Genomic DNA, 21,257 nt, shown 5'->3' with positions numbered 1-21,257 from the left:
ATGACAATTTACAATATAAATTTAGGACTTGGATGGGCTAGTAGCGGTGTTGAATACGCACAAGCCTATCGTGCTGGTGTTTTTCGGAAATTAAATCTGTCCTCTAAGTTTATCTTTACAGATATGATTTTAGCCGATAATATTCAGCATCTGACAGACAATATTGGTCTTGATGACGATCAAGTTATCTGGCTTTATAATCATTTCACAGATATCAAGATTGCGCCGACTAGCATGACAGTGGATGATGTCTTGGCTTACTTTGGTGGTGAAGAAAGTCACAGAGAAAAAAATGGCAAGATTTTGCGTATCTTCTTTTCTGACCAAGATAAGTTTGTCACCTGTTATTTGGTTGATGAGGACAAGGACTTGGTTCAACATGCTGAGTATGTTTTTAAAGGAAACCTGATTCGTAAGGATTACTTTTCTTATACGCGTTATTGTAGCGAGTATTTTGCCCCTAAGGACAATGTTGCAGTCTTATACCAAAGAACTTTCTACAATGAAGACGGGACTCCGGCCTATGATATCTTGATGAATCAAGGTAAGGAAGAAGTTTATCGTTTCAAGGATAAGATTTTCTATGGGAAGCCAGCCTTTATGCGAGCTTTTATGAAATCCTTGAATTTGAACAAGTCTGATTTGGTTATTCTCGATAGAGAGACAGGCATTGGACAGGTTGTTTTTGAGGAAGCACAAGCGGCTCATCTGGCGGTAGTTGTCCACGCGGAGCATTATAGTGAAAATGCTACAAACGAGGACTATATCCTTTGGAATAACTACTATGATTACCAGTTTACCAATGCAGATAAGGTTGATTTCTTTATCGTATCCACTGATAGACAAAATGAAGTGTTGCAAGAGCAATTTGCCAAATACACCCAGCATCGTCCAAAGATTGTTACCATTCCTGTAGGAAGTATTAATTCCTTGACGGAGTCAAGTCAGGGACGTAAGCCCTTTTCTTTAATTACCGCTTCGCGTCTGGCCAAAGAAAAACACATCGACTGGTTGGTTAAAGCGGTCATTGAGGCTCGTAAGGAAATACCTGAACTAACCTTTGATATTTATGGTAGTGGTGGAGAAGATTCTCTGCTCAGAGAAATTATTGCAAATCATCAGGCTGAGGACTATATCCAGCTCAAGGGACATGCGGAACTTTCGCAGATTTATAACCAGTATGAGGTCTACTTGACTGCTTCAACCAGTGAAGGTTTTGGATTAACTCTGATGGAAGCAATTGGTTCAGGTCTACCCCTAATTGGTTTTGATGTGCCTTATGGCAATCAGACCTTTATAGAGGATGGTCAAAATGGCTATTTGATTCCAAGTTCATCTGACCATGTAGAAGACCAAATCAAGCAAGCTTACGCAGCTAAGATTTGCCAACTGTATCAAGAAAATCGTTTGGCGGATATGCGTGCCCATTCTTATCATATTGCAGAAGGTTTCTTAACCGAAGAAATTTTAGAAAAGTGGAAGAAAACAGTAGAGGAGGTGCTCCATGATTGAACTTTATGATCGTTATAGTCAGGAAAGTCAAGATTTACATGAAAGTCTAGTAGCTACTGGTCTTTCTCAACTTGGAGTGGTCATCGATGCAGATGGTTTTCTGCCTGATGGTCTGGTATCTCCTTTTACCTATTATCTAGGTTACGAGGATGGAAAACCTCTCTATTTTAACCAAGTCCCTGTTCCAGCTTTTTGGGAAATTTCAGGCAATAATCAGTCTGCTCGTATTGAGGATATGACACAGGAGAGAGCCGTTATTCATTATGCTGATGGAATGCAGGCTCGCTTGGTTAAGCAAGTAGATTGGAAAGACCTGGAAGGTCGAGTCCGTCAAGTTGATCATTACAATCGTTTCGGAGCTTGTTTTGCTACAACGACCTACAGTGCAGATAGTGAGCCGGTGATGACGGTTTACCAAGATGTCAATGGTCAGGAGGTGTTACTTGAAAACCATGTGACGGGTGATATCTTATTGACCTTACCTGGTCAACCTATGCGTTACTTTGCAAATAAGGTTGAATTTATCACCTTCTTTTTGCAAGATTTGGAAATAGATACAAGTCAGCTTGTCTTTAATACTCTAGCGACTCCTTTCTTGGTTTCCTTCCATCATCCAGATAAATCTGGCTCAGATGTTTTGGTTTGGCAGGAACCTCTCTATGATGACATTCCAGGCAATATGCAGTTGATTTTGGAAAGCGCTGATGTGCGTACTAAGAAAATCATCATTCCCAATAAGGCAACTTATGAGCGCGCTTTAGAATTGACTGACGAGAAATACCATGATCAGTTTGTGCATTTGGGTTACCATTATCAGTTCAAACGTGATAATTTCCTAAGGCGAGATGTCTTAATCTTGACCAATTCCGATCAAATTGAGCAAGTAGAAGCAATCGTAGAAGCCTTGCCTGATGTTACTTTCCGCATCGCAGCGGTTTCAGAGATGTCTTCTAAGTTATTAGACATGCTTCGCTATCCTAATGTGGTCCTTTATCAGAACGCTAGTCCACAGAAGATTCAGGAACTGTATCAGTTGTCTGATATTTATTTGGATATAAACCACAGCAATGAGTTATTGCATGCAGTGCGTCAAGCCTTTGAACACAATCTCTTGATTCTTGGATTTCATCAGACAGTGCACAATAGACTTTATATCGCTCCGGATTATCTATTTGAAAGTAGTGAAGTTGCTCCTTTGGTTGAGACAATTAAGTTGGCTCTTTCAGATGTTGATCAAATGCGTCAGGCACTTGGAAAGCAAGGCCAACATGCCAACTATGTTGATTTGGTACGATATCAGGAAACCATGCAAACTGTTTTAGGAGGTTAACATGTCAGATGAAGATTTATTTTACAAAGACGTTGAAGGTCGCATGGAAGAGTTGAAGCAAAGACCGATTAAGAAGGAAAAAGAAACCCGAGGGGAAAAGATTAGTAAAACTTTTTCACTCTTACTGGGCTTGATGATTCTGATTGGTTTGCTCTTTACTTTGCTGGGGATTTTGAGGTAGACCTATGATTGAAATACTGATTGTTTTAGCTATTGTCCTATCTCTTGCTTTGATTGTATTGGTGACCATACAACCCCGTCAAAATCAATTATTCTCTATGGACGCGACTAGTAATATTGGTAAACCAAGCTACTGGCAGAGTAACACCTTGGTCAAGGTTCTTACTTTATTGGTGAGTTTGGCCTTATTTGTCTTATTACTAACCTTTATGGTAATAACTTACAAATAAAAGAAAACTTCAGATATTCACCTTTTGTGATTGGTCTGAAGTTTTCTTTTTTACTGTCCATATTTTTGGTAAAAATCAACTTTTACTTGGATGAAGGTTTTTGCTTCACGTAGGAGTTGAAGAAGTGTGGCACGGGTTTCAAATTCTTCTCTTGTCTTGGGTAGACTGCGGTTCCGAAAGACTTCCAGATAACGTTCAATTTCATCTAGCAAATCAGAAGCAGGATTGGTCTGGCTCAGTTGACCTGCAATTTTTGAAAAGAGTTGGGCCAAAATCAGGCTCTCACTGGCAGCTAGGTGACAGGTGTTGATTTGCTGGGCCATGTTTCGCAGGATGCGACTTTGTCGCTGTCTCATCTCAAAATAGTGAATATGGTAATCGGTCTGGTGAAAGAGGTGGTCAGAATGATCCAAATAGACCAGTCTGTGGGCTTCTTCCAAAAGGGTGTCTAATTCATCTACCAGCTGTGCTCGGTTGCGTCCATCCCCTCTGGATAAATAATATTTGAAGCGCTGGAGGATATCTTTTAACTTTTCTTCTACCAATGTGTGGTAGTGATGAATTTCCTCTTCTCGTGAAGGCATATAGAGATTGACAAGTAAGGCAAATCCTGTACCGATAGCAAAGAGAAGAAATTCATTGACTAGGAGGTCTGGAGAGGTTGACTCTTGCACCAAGAGATGGCTAACCAAAACGCTACTTGGTGTGATGCCAATTTCCCAGCCCATTTTGTAGGCTAGAGGCACATAAAGGGCTAGATAGAGGCCAAGGCTCCAGATATGAAATCCGCTCAAATGAAAAGCCAGAACACCGATAGCTAGAGCTAGGAGCATGGAAAAGAGTCGATTGCGGGCCAGTTTTAAGGTACTTCTACGGGTATCAGATAGGCTCAAGAGGGCGATGATTCCAGCTGAAACTGCTGAGGAGAGATTGAGAAAATAAGCAAGAAAGCAGGCAAGACAGGTAGCTAAGATGAGCTTGGTCGTACGTTGGCTAATAGACATAAGAATTTCCTAGTAAGTTAGATAAAAGCGTAAAAGACAAGACCTGAGCAGGCTTGTCTTTATGAGTTATTTCTTACGGGCTGCTGCGTATTCGGCAACGGCAGTAAAGAGGACGTCTGTAGAAGAGTTGAGGGCTGTTTCACATGAGTCTTGGATGACACCAATCACAAATCCAACTCCGACAACTTGCATGGCAATATCGTTAGAAATACCAAAAAGGCTACAAGCAACTGGGATAAGAAGGAGGGATCCTCCGGCAATACCAGAAGCACCACAGGCTGAGATAGCTGCTACCACACTAAGGACAAAGGCTGTCGCAAAGTCAACAGGGATTCCAAGAGTATTTACTGCAGCAAGGGTTAAAACGTTAATAGTAATCGCTGCCCCGGCCATGTTGATAGTAGAGCCGAGTGGGATAGAAACAGAATAGGTATCTGGATCTAGTCCAAGGTCGTGACAAAGTTTCATGTTGACAGGGATGTTAGCCGCAGAACTACGAGTAAAGAAGGCTGTAACACCGCTGACACGCAAACATTTCCAAACGAGGGGATAAGGATTTCTCTTCATAAAGAGAAAGGCAATCAATGGATTGACAACCAGAGCGACAAAGAACATGGTTGTCACCAAGAGGGCAAGCAAGATTCCATAGTTGGCTAGACTGCCGATTCCCTTATCAGAGATAGTTTTGAAGACAAGGCCAAGGATTCCAAAGGGAGCTAGGTTGATGATCCATTCGACAATCTTAGAAGTCACATCAGCCATAGTTTTCAGCAATTCTTTACTGTTTTTGCTGGCCTCTCTCATAGCAATCCCGAAAACAACTGCCCAAGATAGGATACCGATGTAGTTGGCTGCGACAAGGGCATTGACTGGATTGTCAACCAGTTTTAGCAAGAGGTTGCTGAGGACCTGGCCAATTCCATCTGGTGGTGCGATTTCTGTATTGGCACTATTTAAGGTAATCTCAACAGGGACGATGAAACTTGCTAAGACAGCAACAAGAGCAGCAGCAAAAGTTCCTACCAAGTAAAGGAAGATAACCGTTTTCATGTTGCTATCTTGTCCCTTTTGATGTTGGGAAAGGGCGTTAGCAACGAGGGCAAAGACTAGAATAGGTGCGATGGCTTTTAGACCGCCAACAAAGAGATCTCCGAGTAGACCAATTCCTGAAATGTTAGGAAGTGTCAGCCCTAGGGTTCCTCCAATAAGCATGCCAATCAAAATCCGTTTGATTAGGCTTGCCTTATTCCAAGCATGAATGAATTTTTTCATAACAATCTCCTTTGTTGTGTAATGTTTATGATTATAGTATAAATATGAACTAAAATCAAGAATTTTCTGTCTATTTTGGCTATTATTTTTGAATATTTATGGAGATTCATCACTTGTGAAAGTATGGTATAATAAATGAAAGGAGTTTTCTATGAAAGAATTTATTCAAACCTACCTCAATAAGCTTGATATAACAACGATTATTGAGAATATCTTAACCAAGTTACTTTCTCTTTTATTCTTATTTTTACTCTTTTATATAGCTAAGAAATTGCTCCATACCATGGTGCAGAGAATTGTTAAACCTTCTCTAAAAATGTCTCGTCATGATGTCGGGCGTCAGAAAACCATCTCACGTCTGTTAGAAAATGTGTTTAATTATACCCTTTATTTCTTTTTACTTTACTGCATTTTGTCGATTTTAGGTTTGCCAGTTTCTAGTTTGCTGGCAGGGGCTGGGATTGCTGGGGTGGCTATTGGGATGGGAGCCCAAGGTTTTCTGTCTGATGTCATCAATGGCTTTTTCATCCTCTTTGAACGTCAACTGGATGTGGGAGATGAGGTTGTTCTGACAAATGGTCCTATTACTGTATCAGGCAAGGTGGTTAGTGTTGGCATTCGAACAACGCAACTCAGAGGAGAAGATCAGGTTCTGCACTTCGTTCCCAATCGGAATATCACCGTCGTCAGCAATTTCTCACGCACAGACTAGACCTGTTATTTTAAGTAATTTGTGGTACAATAGAAAGAGTTTAATAAAGGAGAAAAGATGGTTTTAGAAAAGCAGTTGGGCAATGGTTGTACCTGGATAGACCTTGATGTGGATAAGATTAAAAATATGGAAGATCTTTCTGACATCTATGGATTGGACAAGGAAACCATTGAGTATGCTCTGGATAGAAATGAACGAGCTCATATGGATTATAACCGTGAAACGGAGACGGTAACCTTTATTTATAATGTTCTTGATTTAGAAAAAGACAAAGAATATTATGAAGCGATTCCCATGACCTTTATCGTCGAAAGACAACGAATGATTACCATCAGCAACCATAAGAATGCTTATGTCATTGATCAGATGTCAGCTTATCTGGATAGCCATGAGTCGCTTTCTATTTACAAGTTTCTCTTTGCTGGTTTAGAGATTATCAGTAACGCTTATTATCCTGTCATTGAAGAGATGGATAAAAGTAAGGACGAAATTAGTGCCTTGCTACGTCAAACTACAACAAAGAAAAATCTCTTCGCCCTCTCTGACTTGGAGACTGGTATGGTTTACTTGACAGCAGCAGCAAAACAAAATCGACTCCTCTTGGAACATATCCAGGGCCATGCTCTTTATCGGAGATTTAATGATGTCGAACGAGAGCAGTTTGATGATGCCATGATTGAAGCCCATCAGTTGGTGTCTATGACAGACTTGATTTCTCAAGTCTTGCAACAACTCTCAGCTTCTTACAACAACATCCTAAACAATAACTTGAATGATAGTTTGTCAATTTTGACTATTATCTCCGTCTTACTAGCAGTACTTGCGGTTATTACAGGTTTCTTCGGAATGAATGTTCCTCTACCATTTACAGAAGAGCCAAATGCTTGGATTTATATCTTAATGACTAGCTTGATTTTATGGGTGGCCTTATCTCAATGGCTGAAGAAAATTACTAGAAAATAAAAGAAAAGGAGCCAAAATGGTGATTGAAAACTACATGCCAGACTTTGCTGTGGAAGCAGTCTATGATCTGACAGTCCCAAGCCTGCAGGCGCATGGAATCAAGGCTGTTTTGGTCGATTTGGACAATACCCTCATTGCTTGGAACAACCCTGACGGGACGCCAGAGATGAAGCAATGGCTACATGATCTTCGGGACGCGGGCATTCGCATCATTGTGGTATCAAATAACACTAAAAAACGCGTCCAACGAGCAGTTGAGAAATTTGGGATTGACTACGTTTATTGGGCTCTGAAGCCCTTCACATTTGGGATTGACCGTGCCATGAAGGAATTTCATTATGAGAAAAGTGAAGTGGTCATGGTTGGCGACCAGCTCATGACAGATATACGAGCAGCCCACCGTGCAGGCATTCGCTCGATTTTAGTCAAACCCTTGGTCCAACATGACTCGATCAAAACGCAGATTAACCGAGCTCGTGAGCGTCGTGTGATGCGAAAAATCACTGAAAAGTACGGACCGATTACATATAAAAAAGGAATTTAACTATGGAAGAAATTCTCTGTATTGGTTGCGGAGCAACCATTCAGACGACAGACAAGGCTGGTCTTGGATTTACTCCACAGTCGGCACTTGAAAAAGGTTTGGAGACGGGCGAAGTCTATTGCCAACGCTGTTTCCGTCTCCGCCACTACAATGAAATCACGGATGTCCAGTTGACGGACGATGATTTCCTCAAGCTCTTGCACGAGGTGGGAGACAGTGATGCCTTAGTGGTCAATGTCATTGATATCTTTGATTTTAATGGCTCTGTTATCCCAGGCTTGCCACGTTTTGTCTCAGGCAATGATGTCCTCTTGGTAGGAAATAAAAAAGATATCCTCCCTAAGTCAGTTAAACCAGGCAAGATTAGCCAGTGGCTCATGGAACGTGCCCACGAAGAAGGACTTCGTCCAGTCGATGTCGTCCTAACTTCGGCACAAAACAAACATGCCATTAAGGAAGTCATTGACAAGATTGAACACTACCGTAAGGGCCGCGATGTCTATGTGGTCGGTGTAACCAATGTTGGAAAATCAACTCTTATCAATGCTATTATCCAAGAAATCACGGGTGATCAGAATGTCATTACGACTTCGCGCTTCCCAGGGACAACCTTGGACAAGATTGAGATTCCGCTTGACGACGGATCTTATATCTACGACACACCGGGGATTATCCACCGTCACCAGATGGCTCACTACTTGACGGCCAAAAACCTCAAGTATGTCAGCCCCAAAAAGGAAATCAAGCCTAAAACCTATCAGCTCAATCCTGAACAAACCCTGTTTCTAGGTGGTCTCGGACGCTTTGACTTTATTGCAGGTGAGAAGCAAGGTTTCACAGCCTTCTTTGACAACGAATTGAAACTCCATCGTACCAAGCTTGAAGGCGCTAGTGCTTTCTACGATAAGCATCTTGGAAACCTTCTAACACCACCAAATAGTAAGGAAAAAGAAGATTTTCCTAAACTGGTTGAGCATGTATTTACCATCAAGGACAAGACAGACCTAGTCATCTCTGGACTCGGCTGGATCCGCGTAACAGGCACCGCCAAAGTCGCCGTCTGGGCACCAGAAGGCGTCGCAGTCGTCACGCGAAAAGCAATTATTTAAAACAAAATCGCTGAGCGAACAAAGTGAGCTCATATAGCGATAGTTATTGCCGTGGTGTCTTGCCAATCGTTAGATTGGCAAGGGGCACAATTGAGACCTAGGCTCAATTGTGAGGTCAGGAAATCCATTTTTCAAAGATGAGATCTTTGGAAAATTAGTTCCGACCGTCCCTCACTACCTAAAATAACTATCAAAAAATAAGGAAGAAATTATGTCATTAACATCAAAACAACGTGCCTTCCTCAACAGTCAGGCACACACCCTCAAACCCATCATCCAAATCGGGAAAAATGGACTTAACGACCAAATCAAAACCAGTGTCCGTCAGGCTCTTGACGCCCGCGAATTGATTAAAGTAACGCTCTTGCAAAACACAGATGAAAATATCCACGAAGTAGCTGAAATCTTGGAAGAAGAAATCGGTGTGGATACTGTCCAAAAGATTGGACGCATCTTAATCTTGTTTAAACAATCCAGCAAGAAAGAAAATTGCAAGATTTCTAAGAAAGTCAAAGAAATTTGACCCCCATACTCCAAACAACTGTTTTTACAGAGAAATAAAGGAGACTAGCCTATGGCAATCGAACTATTGACTCCCTTTACCAAGGTAGAGTTGGAGCCAGAAATCAAGGAGAAAAAACGCAAACAAGTCGGGATTTTAGGGGGGAATTTTAACCCTGTTCACAATGCCCATCTCATCGTTGCGGACCAAGTACGCCAGCAGTTAGGACTGGATCAAGTTTTGCTCATGCCTGAGTACCAACCTCCTCACGTAGATAAAAAGGAAACCATCCCTGAACACCATCGTCTCAAGATGCTTGAATTGGCGATTGAGGGGATTGAAGGTCTGGACATTGAAACAATCGAGCTAGAGCGCAAGGGCATTTCTTATACCTACGACACCATGAAGCTTCTAACTGAGAAGAATCCAGATACAGATTATTACTTTATCATCGGTGCCGACATGGTAGACTATCTGCCCAAGTGGTACCGAATTGATGAATTGGTTGACATGGTTCAGTTTGTAGGGGTTCAGCGCCCACGCTACAAGGCAGGGACTTCCTATCCCGTTATCTGGGTGGATGTGCCTCTCATGGATATCTCGTCTAGTATGGTGCGTGACTTCCTTGCCCAAGGTCGGAAACCCAACTTTCTCCTGCCTCAGCCTGTGCTAGACTACATCGAGAAGGAGGGGCTCTACTGATGGCCTATCAAGACTATATCAACTGCTCTCGCGAGGCTTTGTTGGAAAAAATGGCAGAGCTTCTGCCTGAAAAACGCTTAACCCATTGTTTGGGTGTGGAGCGTGCAGCCATAGAACTGGCTCAGCGCTTTGGAGTCGATGTCGAGAAAGCAGGTCTTGCAGGCCTTCTTCATGACTATGCTAAAAAGCTGTCAGATCAGGAATTTCTGGATTTGATTGACCGTCATCAGCTAGATCCTGACCTCAAGAACTGGGGCAATAATGTCTGGCATGGCATGGTTGGCATCTACAAGATTCAGGAAGATTTGAATTTGCATGATTCTGAAATCCTGCGAGCTATTGAAATCCATACAGTCGGGGCGGCTCAGATGACAGACCTAGACAAGGTTATCTATGTCGCAGACTATATAGAGCACAATCGTGCCTTTCCTGGAGTAGATGTAGCGCGTGAGATTGCGAGTCTATCGCTTAATAAGGCGGTGGCCTACGAAACAGCTCGTACCGTGGAACATCTAGCTCATCAGGGATTCCCAATCTATCCCCAAACCCTTGAAACCTATAACGCCTTTGTGCACTATTTGAAAGAGGACTAAATGAAGACGGCTTTTATAATCATTGATGTTCAGAATATTTTAGTGGAAACCGGTTTTCAGACAAATAGTCTATTGGAAAAAATTTCTTATTTACAAAACCAGGCTAGAAGCAAGAATATCGAAATTATCTATGTTCAACATATTGAGGATTCTGAAGCTCAAACATCAGAAGATTGGCAGATATCTGGACTTTTAAATCGAAAACCTAATGAAAAGGTCTTTCAGAAGAAGTATAACAGTATTTTCAAAGAAACTGGTTTAAAAGAATACTTGGATAAACAGGGGATTGAAAAATTAGTTTTATGTGGTATGCAGACAGAATATTGTGTGGATACCTCTGTCAAGGTTGCCTTTGAATATGGCTATCAGCTTATTATTCCAGAAGGAACTTGCACAACGTTTGATGGGGATGATATTCCAGCAGAAACGATTAATGAATTTTATGAGGACATTTGGGAGGAGCGCTTTGCAGATGTCCTAGATTACAAACATATTTTCTAAAAAAGAGGATTAAATGAACGAAAAAGAATTACTAGAACTAGTCGTGAAAGCGGCTGATGAGAAACGTGCGGAGGATATCCTCGCACTTGATGTACAAGATTTAACCAGTGTGACTGACTACTTTGTTATTACTAGCTCGATGAATAGCCGTCAGTTGGACGCTATCGCTGACAATATCCGTGAAAAAGTAGCTGAAGCAGGCTTTAAAGGAAGTCATGTAGAAGGCGATGCAGCTGGAGGCTGGGTCTTGCTGGACCTCGGTGCTGTTGTTGTGCATATCTTCTCAGAAGAAATGCGTGCCCACTATAACCTAGAAAAGCTATGGCATGAGGCAAATTCAGTAGATATTTCAGAAGCTCTTGCTTAGAAGATGAACTCAGTTGTAGTCAACTGGGTTTTATTTGCTTATTTTAGAAAAATTGATAGAAAGGTAAAGGGCGAGTGGTGTTTGCCATTGACGCTCTTGGTATCATGATTATGGCAACTTATGAAACTTTTGCGGCTGTTTACGATGCGGTCATGGACGACAGTTTATACGATAGATGGACGGATTTTTCGCTTCGTCATTTGCCTAAGACCAAGGAGAGAAAGAAACTCTTGGAACTGGCTTGTGGGACAGGAATTCAATCTGTACGCTTCTCTCAGGCTGGTTTTGATGTGACTGGTCTTGATTTGAGTGCGGATATGTTGAAGATTGCCGAAAAGAGAGCGGCTTCAGCCAAGCAAAAGATTGAATTTATTGAAGGCAATATGCTGGATTTGTCCAAGTCAGGTCAATATGATTTTGTCACGTGTTATTCGGACTCTATCTGCTATATGCAGGATGAGGTGGAAGTAGGGGACGTCTTTAAGGAAGTCTATAATGCTCTCAACGAAGATGGCATCTTCATCTTTGATGTGCATTCGACCTACCAGACAGATGAAGTTTTTCCAGGCTATTCCTACCATGAAAATGCGGAAGATTTTGCCATGCTATGGGATACCTACGAGGACGCGGCTCCTCACTCCATCGTGCATGAGTTGACCTTTTTTATCAAGGAGGCGGACGGTTCCTTTAGTCGCCACGATGAAGTGCATGAGGAGCGGACTTATGAGGTTCTGACCTATGATATCTTGCTGGAACTGGCTGGTTTTAAATCTTTCAAACTCTATGCAGACTTTGAAGACAAGGAGCCAACAGAAACCAGTACCCGTTGGTTTTTTGTGGCGCAGAAGTAGGAGATTAGCATGACCATCACAGGTATTATCGCGGAGTTCAATCCTTTTCATAATGGCCATAAATACCTGCTGGATCAGGCAGAGGGGCTGAAAATTGTTGCCATGTCTGGGAATTTCATGCAGAGAGGCGAGCCTGCTATTGTGGATAAGTGGACAAGGGCCCAGATGGCACTGGAAAATGGCGCAGACTTGGTAGTGGAATTGCCATTTTTAGTCAGTGTTCAAGCAGCAGATTTCTTTGGTCAAGGAGCTGTGGATATCTTAGCTCAGTTAGGGATTGATAACTTAGCCTTTGGGACGGAGGAAGTTCTGGATTACCAGAAAATCGCTGATTTATACACAGAGAAAGGTGCTGAGATGGAGGAATTTGTGGAAAATCTGTCTGATTCCCTCTCTTATCCTCAGAAAACTCAGGTCATGTGGAAGGAATTTGCTGGTCTTGATTTTTCAGGCAATACGCCCAATCATGTCCTTGCTCTTGCTTATGCCAAGGCGGTTGCAGGACGAAACATCAAGTTGCATCCGATTCAGCGTCAGGGGGCTGGTTACCATTCTGTGGATAAAAATGTGGACTTTGCCTCGGCGACAGCTCTTCGTCAGCACCAGAAGGACCAAGATTTCCTAGAACGCTTTATGCCTTCTGTTGCCCTATTTGAGCAGGCCAGTAAGGTGAGTTGGGATGACTATTATCCCTTGCTCCGCTATCAAATCTTGTCCAATCCAGACCTAACCACTATCTATCAGGTCAATCAAGAAATGGCAGTGCGCATCAAGGAAGCTATCAAAAAAGCCCAGTCTGTGGAAGAATTGGTCGAGTTAGTGACTACCAAACGTTACACCAAGGCGCGTGTCAGACGCCTTTTGACCTATATCTTGGTGCAGGCCATAGAAAGTGACTTGCCAGAAGGGATTCATATTCTTGGTTTTACCGAAAAAGGTAGACAACATCTCAAATCTCTGAAAGGGCAGGTACATCTAGTCAGCCGCATAGGTAAAGAGCCTTGGGATAGCATGACGCAAAAGGCAGACCAGATTTATCAATTGGGAAATCCAGGTATAGCAGAGCAAAATTTTGGAAGAGTGCCGATTAGAATAGAAACAAACTAAGTCTACTGAAAGGTAGGCTTTTTCTCAAATCTCTACTAAACAACTGTTTCTAATCAACAAAGATTTAACAATTTTATTTTAGCGATTGTGTCCTATATTCAATTTTTTATAGGAAAAAAATTTACCAAAAATCTACAGAATCCCTTGAAAAATCTAGCTAAATAGGGTATAATATGAGTAATCATTTGTCGTAGGTTTTGTCTGAAATATTGTCCAGACAAGGCTCACAGCAGTTAAATCTTCTGAAAAAGTCAGATTTAGCTGCTCTTTTTGTGCTTTTTTTCATGATTTTGAGCATTTGTAACAAAGACTTAAAGATTCTGAAAATTCGCCCAAAGGACACGGTGATAGGGGTTTTTAAAACCATATGACGATTAGAAAAGCCTGATTGACAAGGCTTGGAACTTATTTACAAAGGAGAATCATCTTGGCAGGACATGACGTTCAATACGGGAAACATCGTACCCGTCGTAGTTTTTCAAGAATCAAAGAAGTTCTTGACTTACCAAATTTGATTGAAATTCAAACTGACTCATTCAAAGATTTCCTAGACCACGGTTTGAAGGAAGTATTTGAAGATGTATTGCCAATTTCAAACTTCACAGACACAATGGAGTTGGAATTTGTTGGATATGAAATCAAGGAACCAAAATACACGCTAGAAGAAGCTCGTATTCACGATGCTAGCTACTCAGCACCAATTTTTGTAACCTTCCGCTTGATCAATAAAGAAACAGGCGAAATCAAGACCCAAGAAGTTTTCTTTGGTGATTTCCCAATCATGACAGAAATGGGCACTTTCATCATCAATGGTGGTGAACGTATCATCGTTTCGCAGTTGGTTCGTTCGCCAGGTGTTTACTTTAATGACAAAGTAGATAAAAACGGTAAAGTGGGTTACGGTTCAACTGTTATCCCTAACCGTGGAGCTTGGTTGGAACTTGAAAGCGACTCAAAAGATATTGCCTACACTCGTATCGACCGTACTCGTAAGATTCCATTTACGACCTTGGTTCGTGCTCTTGGTTTCTCAGGTGATGATGAAATCTTTGATATCTTTGGTGATAGCGAATTGGTTCGCAACACTGTTGAAAAAGATATTCACAAGAACCCAATGGACTCTCGTACAGACGAAGCTTTGAAAGAAATTTACGAACGACTTCGTCCGGGTGAGCCTAAGACTGCTGAAAGCTCACGTAGCTTGCTTGTGGCTCGTTTCTTTGATCCACGTCGCTATGATCTAGCAGCAGTTGGTCGTTACAAAATCAATAAAAAACTCAATGTTAAAACACGTTTGCTCAACCAAACCATTGCAGAGCCATTGGTAGATCCTGAAACAGGAGAAATCTTGGTAGAAGCTGGAACAATCATGACTCGTAGCGTGATTGAAAGTATTGAAAGCCATTTGGATGGTGATTTGAACAAGATTGTTTACATTCCAAATGATGCAGCCGTTGTGACTGAGCCAGTTGTTCTTCAAAAATTCAAGGTTGTTGCACCAACTGATCCAGACCGCGTCGTAACTATCATCGGTAATGCTAATCCAGATGACAAGGTTCGTATAGTCACTCCTGCAGATATCCTTGCTGAGATGAGCTACTTCCTCAACTTGGCTGAAGGACTTGGCCGTGTAGATGATATCGACCACCTTGGAAACCGCCGTATCCGCGCGGTTGGTGAATTGCTTGCCAACCAAGTACGCCTTGGACTTTCTCGTATGGAACGTAATGTCCGTGAACGTATGTCTGTCCAGGATAACGAAGTCTTGACACCACAACAAATTATCAATATCCGTCCTGTAACAGCTGCGGTTAAAGAATTCTTTGGTTCATCACAGTTGTCACAGTTCATGGACCAACACAACCCGCTTTCTGAGTTGTCTCACAAACGCCGTTTGTCAGCCTTAGGACCTGGTGGTTTGACACGTGACCGTGCTGGATATGAAGTACGTGACGTGCACTACACTCACTACGGTCGTATGTGTCCAATCGAGACACCTGAAGGACCTAACATCGGTTTGATCAATAACTTGTCATCTTACGGACACTTGAACAAGTATGGTTTTGTTCAAACACCATACCGTAAGGTTGACCGTGAAACAGGTGTTGTTACCAACGAAATCGTTTGGTTGACAGCCGATGAAGAAGATGAATTCACTGTAGCGCAGGCCAACTCTCGTCTTAATGAAGATGGAACCTTTGCTGAAAAAGTTGTCATGGGACGTCACCAAGGGGTCAACCAAGAGTATCCAGCTAATGTTGTTGACTACATGGACGTATCACCAAAACAGGTAGTTGCCGTTGCGACAGCATGTATTCCTTTCTTGGAAAACGATGACTCCAACCGTGCCCTCATGGGAGCCAACATGCAACGTCAGGCTGTGCCTTTGATTGATCCTAAAGCACCTTACGTTGGTACTGGTATGGAATACCAAGCAGCCCACGATTCTGGAGCGGCTGTGATTGCTCAGTATGATGGTAAAGTTACTTACGCAGATGCTGATAAGGTAGAAGTACGCCGTGAAGATGGTTCGCTAGATGTTTACCACATCCAAAAATTCCGTCGTTCAAACTCAGGTACTGCCTATAACCAACGTACGCTTGTTAAAGTTGGCGATGTCGTTGAAAAAGGCGACTTTATCGCTGACGGACCTTCTATGGAAAATGGGGAAATGGCGCTTGGACAAAACCCAATCGTTGCCTACATGACTTGGGAAGGTTACAACTTCGAGGATGCCGTTATCATGAGCGAACGCTTGGTGAAAGACGATGTTTATACATCTGTTCACCTTGAAGAATACGAATCAGAAACACGCGATACAAAGCTTGGGCCTGAAGAAATCACTCGCGAAATTCCAAACGTTGGGGAAGATGCTCTTAAAGACCTTGACGAAATGGGAATTATCCGTATCGGTGCTGAGGTTAAAGAAGGCGATATTCTTGTAGGTAAAGTAACACCTAAGGGTGAGAAAGACCTTTCAGCTGAAGAACGTCTCTTGCACGCTATCTTCGGTGATAAATCTCGTGAAGTACGTGACACTTCTCTTCGTGTACCACACGGTGCCGATGGTGTCGTTCGCGATGTCAAGATCTTTACACGTGCAAATGGAGATGAGTTGCAATCAGGTGTGAACATGCTGGTTCGCGTCTACATCGCTCAAAAACGTAAGATCAAGGTCGGAGATAAGATGGCTGGACGTCACGGAAACAAAGGGGTTGTCTCTCGTATCGTTCCTGTAGAAGACATGCCTTACCTTCCAGATGGAACTCCAGTCGATATCATGTTGAACCCACTTGGGGTGCCATCACGTATGAATATAGGTCAGGTTATGGAGCTCCACCTTGGTATGGCTGCTCGTACTCTTGGTATTCACATCGCGACACCAGTCTTTGACGGAGCAAGTTCTGAAGACCTTTGGTCAACTGTTAAAGAAGCTGGTATGGATAGCGATGCCAAAACGATCCTTTACGATGGACGTACTGGTGAACCATTTGATAACCGTGTTTCTGTCGGAGTCATGTACATGATCAAACTCCACCACATGGTTGATGATAAATTGCACGCGCGTTCAGTCGGACCTTACTCAACCGTTACTCAACAACCACTCGGAGGTAAAGCTCAGTTTGGTGGACAACGTTTCGGTGAGATGGAGGTTTGGGCTCTTGAAGCCTACGGTGCGTCAAATGTCCTTCAAGAAATCTTGACTTACAAGTCTGACGATATCAACGGACGTCTGAAAGCTTATGAAGCCATTACAAAAGGAAAACCAATTCCAAAACCAGGTGTTCCAGAATCCTTCCGAGTTCTTGTCAAAGAATTGCAATCTCTTGGTCTTGACATGCGTGTCCTAGACGAAGATGACCAAGAAGTGGAACTTCGTGACTTGGATGAAGGAATGGACGAAGATGTCATCCACGTAGATGACCTTGAAAAAGCCCGCGAAAAAGCAGCACAAGAGGCTAAAGCAGCCTTTGAAGCTGAAGAAGCTGAGAAAGCAACAAAAGCGGAAGCAACAGAAGAAGCTGCTGAGTAAGAAAAAGCAGTTCACTTAGAATAGAAAGGGAAGAAATAGTGGTTGATGTAAATCGTTTTAAAAGTATGCAAATCACCCTAGCTTCTCCAAGTAAAGTCCGTTCATGGTCTTATGGAGAAGTCAAAAAACCTGAAACAATCAATTACCGTACCTTAAAACCAGAACGTGAAGGGCTCTTTGATGAAGTTATCTTTGGTCCTACAAAAGACTGGGAATGTGCTTGTGGTAAGTACAAACGCATTCGTTACAGAGGAATTGTTTGTGACCGTTGTGGGGTTGAAGTAACGCGCACAAAAGTTCGTCGTGAGCGTATGGGGCACATTGAGTTGAAAGCTCCTGTATCTCACATCTGGTACTTCAAGGGGATTCCAAGCCGTATGGGCTTGACCCTTGATATGAGCCCTCGTGCCCTCGAGGAAGTTATCTACTTTGCGGCTTATGTGGTGATTGATCCTAAGGATACACCACTTGAGCACAAGTCTATCATGACAGAGCGCGAATACCGTGAGCGTTTGCGTGAGTATGGTTATGGATCATTCGTTGCCAAGATGGGTGCCGAAGCCATCCAAGACCTTTTGAAACAAGTAGATCTTGAAAAAGAAATTGCTGAACTCAAAGAAGAGTTGAAAACAGCTACTGGACAAAAACGTGTCAAAGCCATCCGTCGTTTGGATGTTTTGGATGCCTTTTACAAGTCTGGAAATAAACCTGAATGGATGATTCTCAACATTCTTCCGGTTATTCCACCAGATCTTCGTCCAATGTTGCAGTTGGATGGTGGCCGTTTTGCCTCATCTGACTTGAATGACCTTTACCGCCGTGTTATCAACCGTAACAACCGTTTGGCTCGTTTGCTTGAGTTGAATGCACCAGGTATCATCGTTCAAAATGAGAAGCGTATGCTTCAAGAAGCGGTTGACGCTTTGATTGACAATGGTCGTCGTGGTCGTCCAATCACAGGACCAGGTAGCCGTCCACTGAAATCATTGAGCCACATGCTTAAAGGTAAACAAGGACGCTTCCGTCAAAACTTGCTCGGTAAACGTGTTGACTTCTCAGGACGTTCCGTTATCGCCGTTGGTCCAACGCTTAAGATGTACCAATGTGGTGTGCCACGTGAAATGGCGATTGAGCTCTTTAAGCCATTCGTGATGCGTGAAATCGTTGCACGTGATATCGTGCAAAACGTTAAAGCTGCTAAACGCTTGGTGGAACGTGGAGACGAACGCATCTGGGATATCCTTGAAGAAGTGATCAAAGAACACCCAGTGCTTTTGAACCGCGCACCTACCCTTCACCGTTTGGGTATCCAAGCCTTCGAGCCAGTCTTGATTGATGGTAAGGCCCTTCGCTTGCACCCGCTTGTCTGTGAAGCCTACAATGCCGACTTTGACGGGGACCAAATGGCCATCCACGTACCGCTTTCAGAAGAAGCTCAAGCAGAAGCTCGTATCTTGATGTTGGCTGCTGAGCATATCTTGAACCCGAAAGATGGTAAACCAGTTGTTACTCCTTCTCAGGACATGGTTTTGGGTAACTACTACTTGACCATGGAAGAAGCTGGTCGTGAAGGGGAAGGAATGGTCTTCAAAGACCGTGACGAAGCGGTTATGGCTTACCGTAATGGTTATGTTCACCTCCACTCACGTGTTGGTATCGCGACAGATAGCCTCAACAAACCTTGGACTGAAGAACAAAAACACAAGGTCTTGCTGACAACAGTTGGTAAAATCCTCTTCAATGACATCATGCCAGAGGGTCTGCCTTACTTGCAAGAACCAACAAATGCCAACTTAACAGAAGGTGTTCCAGCTAAATACTTCTTGCCACTAGGTGGAGATATCAAGGAAGCAATCAGTAATCTTGAACTCAACCCTCCATTCAAGAAGAAAAATCTTGGGAATATCATCGCTGAAATCTTCAAACGTTTCCGTACGACAGAAACTTCTGCCCTACTTGACCGCATGAAGAACCTCGGTTACCACCACTCAACTCTTGCAGGTTTGACAGTGGGTATTGCCGATATCCCAGTTGTTGAAGACAAGGCTGAAATCATCGAAGAATCACACAAACGTGTAGAACAAATCACCAAACAATTCCGTCGTGGTATGATTACAGACGACGAGCGCTACAACGCTGTTACAGCTGAATGGCGTGCTGCTCGTGAAAAATTGGAGAAACGTTTGGTTGCCAACCAAGATCCTAAGAACCCAATCGTTATGATGATGGACTCTGGAGCCCGTGGTAACATCTCAAACTTCTCACAGCTTGCCGGTATGCGTGGTCTGATGGCTGCTCCGAACGGACGTATCATGGAATTGCCAATCCTTTCAAACTTCCGCGAAGGTTTGTCAGTACTCGAAATGTTCTTCTCAACTCACGGTGCCCGTAAAGGTATGACCGATACGGCCCTTAAGACAGCCGACTCAGGTTACTTGACTCGTCGTTTGGTTGACGTTGCCCAAGACGTTATCATCCGTGAGGACGACTGTGGAACAGACCGTGGTCTCTTGATCCGTTCTATCGCAGAAGGAAAAGAGATGATCGAGTCTCTCGAAGAACGCCTCAACGGTCGTTACACTAAGAAAACTGTTAAACATCCAGAAACTGGTGCAGTGATTATCGGTCCAAATGAGTTGATTACAGAAGACAAGGCGCGTGAAATTGTCAATGCTGGTGTGGAAGAAGTGACTATCCGCTCTGTATTTACATGTAACACCCGTCATGGTGTCTGTCGTCACTGTTACGGTATCAACTTGGCGACAGGTGATGCGGTTGAAGTTGGTGAAGCAGTTGGTACAATCGCTGCCCAATCTATCGGGGAACCTGGTACACAGCTTACAATGCGTACCTTCCACACGGGTGGGGTTGCCTCAAATACCGATATCACTCAGGGTCTTCCTCGTGTCCAAGAAATCTTTGAAGCCCGCAATCCTAAAGGGGAAGCGGTCATCACAGAGGTCAAAGGACAAGTTACTGCCATCGAAGAAGACGCGTCAACTCGTACTAAGAAAGTCTTCGTTAAGGGTGAAACTGGCGAAGGTGAGTACGTGGTACCATTTACAGCCCGTATGCGTGTTGAAGTTGGAGACCAAGTCTCTCGCGGTGCAGCTCTTACAGAAGGTTCTATCCAACCAAAACGTCTCCTTGCTGTTCGTGATGTCTTGTCAGTTGAAACTTACCTTCTCGGTGAAGTACAAAAAGTTTACCGTAGCCAAGGGGTAGAAATCGGTGACAAACACATCGAGGTAATGGTTCGTCAAATGATCCGTAAAGTTCGTGTCATGGATCCAGGTGACACAGACCTCCTCATGGGTACCCTCATGGACATCAACGACTTTACAGATGCTAACAAAGATGTTCTTATCGCAGGTGGAGTCCCAGCGACTGGTCGCCCAGTTCTTATGGGAATCACCAAAGCCTCACTTGAAACCAACAGTTTCTTGTCAGCGGCTTCCTTCCAGGAAACAACTCGTGTCCTTACAGATGCGGCCATCCGTGGTAAGAAAGACCATCTCCTTGGACTCAAAGAAAATGTTATCATCGGTAAGATCATCCCAGCAGGTACTGGTATGGCCCGTTACCGTAACCTTGAACCACATGCTATCAACGAAGAAGAATACCTTAATCCTCCAGTAGAGGAAGAAGGGGATGAAGAAATAACAGAAGTAGTTGTGGATACTGCCGTTGAAACTGTGGAAGAAACAGTAGAATAAGAGAGAATGAGAGAGCCTTCGGGTTCTCT

General features: G+C 43.1%; 19 protein-coding genes. 17 read left to right on the top strand and 2 right to left on the bottom strand.

What is annotated here, in order from left to right; translation table 11 throughout:
- From gtfA to asp5, 4 genes are read left to right on the top strand one after another with little or no spacing between them, the layout of a single operon-like run.
- Positions 1-1,512 carry an accessory Sec system glycosyltransferase GtfA gene (gene gtfA / locus QM409_RS04005; protein ID WP_414305597.1) on the top strand — a complete coding sequence of 504 codons (1,512 nt, stop codon included), beginning with the start codon at positions 1-3 and terminating at the stop codon, positions 1,510-1,512.
- A complete protein-coding gene (gene gtfB / locus QM409_RS04000) occupies positions 1,505-2,842 on the top strand; it encodes an accessory Sec system glycosylation chaperone GtfB (protein WP_414305598.1) in 1,338 nt (445 codons plus the stop codon). The genes gtfA and gtfB overlap by 8 nt, the downstream gene beginning before the upstream one ends.
- Position 2,843: 1 nt before the next feature.
- Positions 2,844-3,023 carry an accessory Sec system protein Asp4 gene (gene asp4, locus QM409_RS03995; RefSeq protein WP_153209881.1) on the top strand — a complete coding sequence of 60 codons (180 nt, stop codon included), beginning with the start codon at positions 2,844-2,846 and terminating at the stop codon, positions 3,021-3,023.
- A 4-nt stretch (positions 3,024-3,027) separates the two neighbouring features.
- On the top strand, positions 3,028-3,252 hold the full coding sequence (gene asp5, locus QM409_RS03990; protein WP_000569974.1) for an accessory Sec system protein Asp5: 225 nt from the start codon (positions 3,028-3,030) through the stop codon (positions 3,250-3,252).
- Positions 3,253-3,302: 50 nt separating this feature from the next.
- On the opposite strand, the gene QM409_RS03985 is transcribed toward asp5, so the two are convergent.
- A complete protein-coding gene (locus QM409_RS03985) occupies positions 3,303-4,256 on the bottom strand; it encodes an aromatic acid exporter family protein (protein WP_414305599.1) in 954 nt (317 codons plus the stop codon).
- A gap of 66 nt (positions 4,257-4,322) precedes the next feature.
- Positions 4,323-5,528 (bottom strand): serine/threonine transporter SstT, encoded by a 1,206-nt coding sequence (sstT, locus tag QM409_RS03980; RefSeq protein WP_247953293.1) that lies wholly within the window; start codon positions 5,526-5,528, stop codon positions 4,323-4,325.
- A 151-nt stretch (positions 5,529-5,679) separates the two neighbouring features.
- Here sstT and QM409_RS03975 point away from each other — a divergent pair, with 151 nt between their 5' ends.
- From QM409_RS03975 to rpoC, 13 genes are all read left to right on the top strand, one after another.
- Complete coding sequence (locus QM409_RS03975; protein ID WP_261100255.1) at positions 5,680-6,240, top strand: mechanosensitive ion channel family protein; 561 nt, start codon at positions 5,680-5,682, stop codon at positions 6,238-6,240.
- 57 nt (positions 6,241-6,297) lie between these two features.
- Positions 6,298-7,203, top strand: a complete 906-nt coding sequence (locus QM409_RS03970; protein ID WP_000242267.1) for a magnesium transporter CorA family protein — start codon at positions 6,298-6,300, stop codon at positions 7,201-7,203.
- A 16-nt stretch (positions 7,204-7,219) separates the two neighbouring features.
- Complete coding sequence (locus QM409_RS03965; RefSeq protein ID WP_033689233.1) at positions 7,220-7,747, top strand: YqeG family HAD IIIA-type phosphatase; 528 nt, start codon at positions 7,220-7,222, stop codon at positions 7,745-7,747.
- Between the two features lie 2 nt (positions 7,748-7,749).
- Positions 7,750-8,856: a ribosome biogenesis GTPase YqeH gene (gene yqeH / locus QM409_RS03960; RefSeq protein ID WP_261067189.1), complete on the top strand. Its 1,107-nt coding sequence runs from the start codon at positions 7,750-7,752 to the stop codon at positions 8,854-8,856.
- A gap of 211 nt (positions 8,857-9,067) precedes the next feature.
- Entirely contained in the window at positions 9,068-9,379 is a 312-nt protein-coding gene (yhbY, locus tag QM409_RS03955) for a ribosome assembly RNA-binding protein YhbY (RefSeq protein WP_084886757.1), read from the top strand.
- Positions 9,380-9,430: 51 nt separating this feature from the next.
- Complete coding sequence (locus tag QM409_RS03950; protein ID WP_084886755.1) at positions 9,431-10,060, top strand: nicotinate-nucleotide adenylyltransferase; 630 nt, start codon at positions 9,431-9,433, stop codon at positions 10,058-10,060.
- Positions 10,060-10,653 (top strand): bis(5'-nucleosyl)-tetraphosphatase (symmetrical) YqeK, encoded by a 594-nt coding sequence (gene yqeK / locus QM409_RS03945; protein WP_045612186.1) that lies wholly within the window; start codon positions 10,060-10,062, stop codon positions 10,651-10,653. Before QM409_RS03950 ends, yqeK begins: the two co-directional genes overlap by 1 nt.
- Positions 10,654-11,154: a cysteine hydrolase family protein gene (locus QM409_RS03940; RefSeq protein WP_261095633.1), complete on the top strand. Its 501-nt coding sequence runs from the start codon at positions 10,654-10,656 to the stop codon at positions 11,152-11,154.
- 13 nt (positions 11,155-11,167) lie between these two features.
- Positions 11,168-11,521 (top strand): ribosome silencing factor, encoded by a 354-nt coding sequence (gene rsfS / locus QM409_RS03935; RefSeq protein WP_049544803.1) that lies wholly within the window; start codon positions 11,168-11,170, stop codon positions 11,519-11,521.
- Between the two features lie 110 nt (positions 11,522-11,631).
- Positions 11,632-12,372 (top strand): class I SAM-dependent methyltransferase, encoded by a 741-nt coding sequence (locus QM409_RS03930; RefSeq protein WP_338322409.1) that lies wholly within the window; start codon positions 11,632-11,634, stop codon positions 12,370-12,372.
- A gap of 9 nt (positions 12,373-12,381) precedes the next feature.
- Positions 12,382-13,479 (top strand): nucleotidyltransferase, encoded by a 1,098-nt coding sequence (locus QM409_RS03925; RefSeq protein ID WP_414305600.1) that lies wholly within the window; start codon positions 12,382-12,384, stop codon positions 13,477-13,479.
- 427 nt (positions 13,480-13,906) lie between these two features.
- The gene (rpoB, locus tag QM409_RS03920) at positions 13,907-17,512 is read left to right on the top strand and encodes a DNA-directed RNA polymerase subunit beta (RefSeq protein WP_414310491.1); all 3,606 of its coding nucleotides are present in this window, start codon (positions 13,907-13,909) and stop codon (positions 17,510-17,512) included.
- A gap of 38 nt (positions 17,513-17,550) precedes the next feature.
- Positions 17,551-21,228, top strand: coding sequence for a DNA-directed RNA polymerase subunit beta' (gene rpoC / locus QM409_RS03915; RefSeq protein ID WP_414305337.1), 3,678 nt, complete (start codon positions 17,551-17,553; stop codon positions 21,226-21,228).
- The last annotated feature ends 29 nt before the right edge of the window (positions 21,229-21,257 follow it).

The sequence above is a fragment of the Streptococcus mitis genome, from assembly GCF_047465045.1.
In the GTDB taxonomy this organism is placed as follows: domain Bacteria; phylum Bacillota; class Bacilli; order Lactobacillales; family Streptococcaceae; genus Streptococcus; species Streptococcus mitis_DT.
The sequence above is the reverse complement of the archived record's forward strand: the minus strand, read 5'-3'. Positions and strand labels throughout refer to the sequence as shown.

Coding starts and splice junctions, on each gene's coding strand:
- QM409_RS03965 (WP_033689233.1), top strand. CDS start 7,220: ATGGTGATTGAAAACTACATGCCAGACTTTGCTGTGGAAGCAGTCTAT.
- QM409_RS03940 (WP_261095633.1), top strand. CDS start 10,654: ATGAAGACGGCTTTTATAATCATTGATGTTCAGAATATTTTAGTGGAA.
- asp4 (WP_153209881.1), top strand. CDS start 2,844: ATGTCAGATGAAGATTTATTTTACAAAGACGTTGAAGGTCGCATGGAA.
- QM409_RS03925 (WP_414305600.1), top strand. CDS start 12,382: ATGACCATCACAGGTATTATCGCGGAGTTCAATCCTTTTCATAATGGC.
- QM409_RS03975 (WP_261100255.1), top strand. CDS start 5,680: ATGAAAGAATTTATTCAAACCTACCTCAATAAGCTTGATATAACAACG.
- QM409_RS03970 (WP_000242267.1), top strand. CDS start 6,298: ATGGTTTTAGAAAAGCAGTTGGGCAATGGTTGTACCTGGATAGACCTT.
- QM409_RS03930 (WP_338322409.1), top strand. CDS start 11,632: ATGGCAACTTATGAAACTTTTGCGGCTGTTTACGATGCGGTCATGGAC.
- asp5 (WP_000569974.1), top strand. CDS start 3,028: ATGATTGAAATACTGATTGTTTTAGCTATTGTCCTATCTCTTGCTTTG.
- QM409_RS03985 (WP_414305599.1), bottom strand. CDS start 4,256: ATGTCTATTAGCCAACGTACGACCAAGCTCATCTTAGCTACCTGTCTT.
- gtfA (WP_414305597.1), top strand. CDS start 1: ATGACAATTTACAATATAAATTTAGGACTTGGATGGGCTAGTAGCGGT.
- rsfS (WP_049544803.1), top strand. CDS start 11,168: ATGAACGAAAAAGAATTACTAGAACTAGTCGTGAAAGCGGCTGATGAG.
- yqeK (WP_045612186.1), top strand. CDS start 10,060: ATGGCCTATCAAGACTATATCAACTGCTCTCGCGAGGCTTTGTTGGAA.
- sstT (WP_247953293.1), bottom strand. CDS start 5,528: ATGAAAAAATTCATTCATGCTTGGAATAAGGCAAGCCTAATCAAACGG.
- yqeH (WP_261067189.1), top strand. CDS start 7,750: ATGGAAGAAATTCTCTGTATTGGTTGCGGAGCAACCATTCAGACGACA.
- yhbY (WP_084886757.1), top strand. CDS start 9,068: ATGTCATTAACATCAAAACAACGTGCCTTCCTCAACAGTCAGGCACAC.
- QM409_RS03950 (WP_084886755.1), top strand. CDS start 9,431: ATGGCAATCGAACTATTGACTCCCTTTACCAAGGTAGAGTTGGAGCCA.
- gtfB (WP_414305598.1), top strand. CDS start 1,505: ATGATTGAACTTTATGATCGTTATAGTCAGGAAAGTCAAGATTTACAT.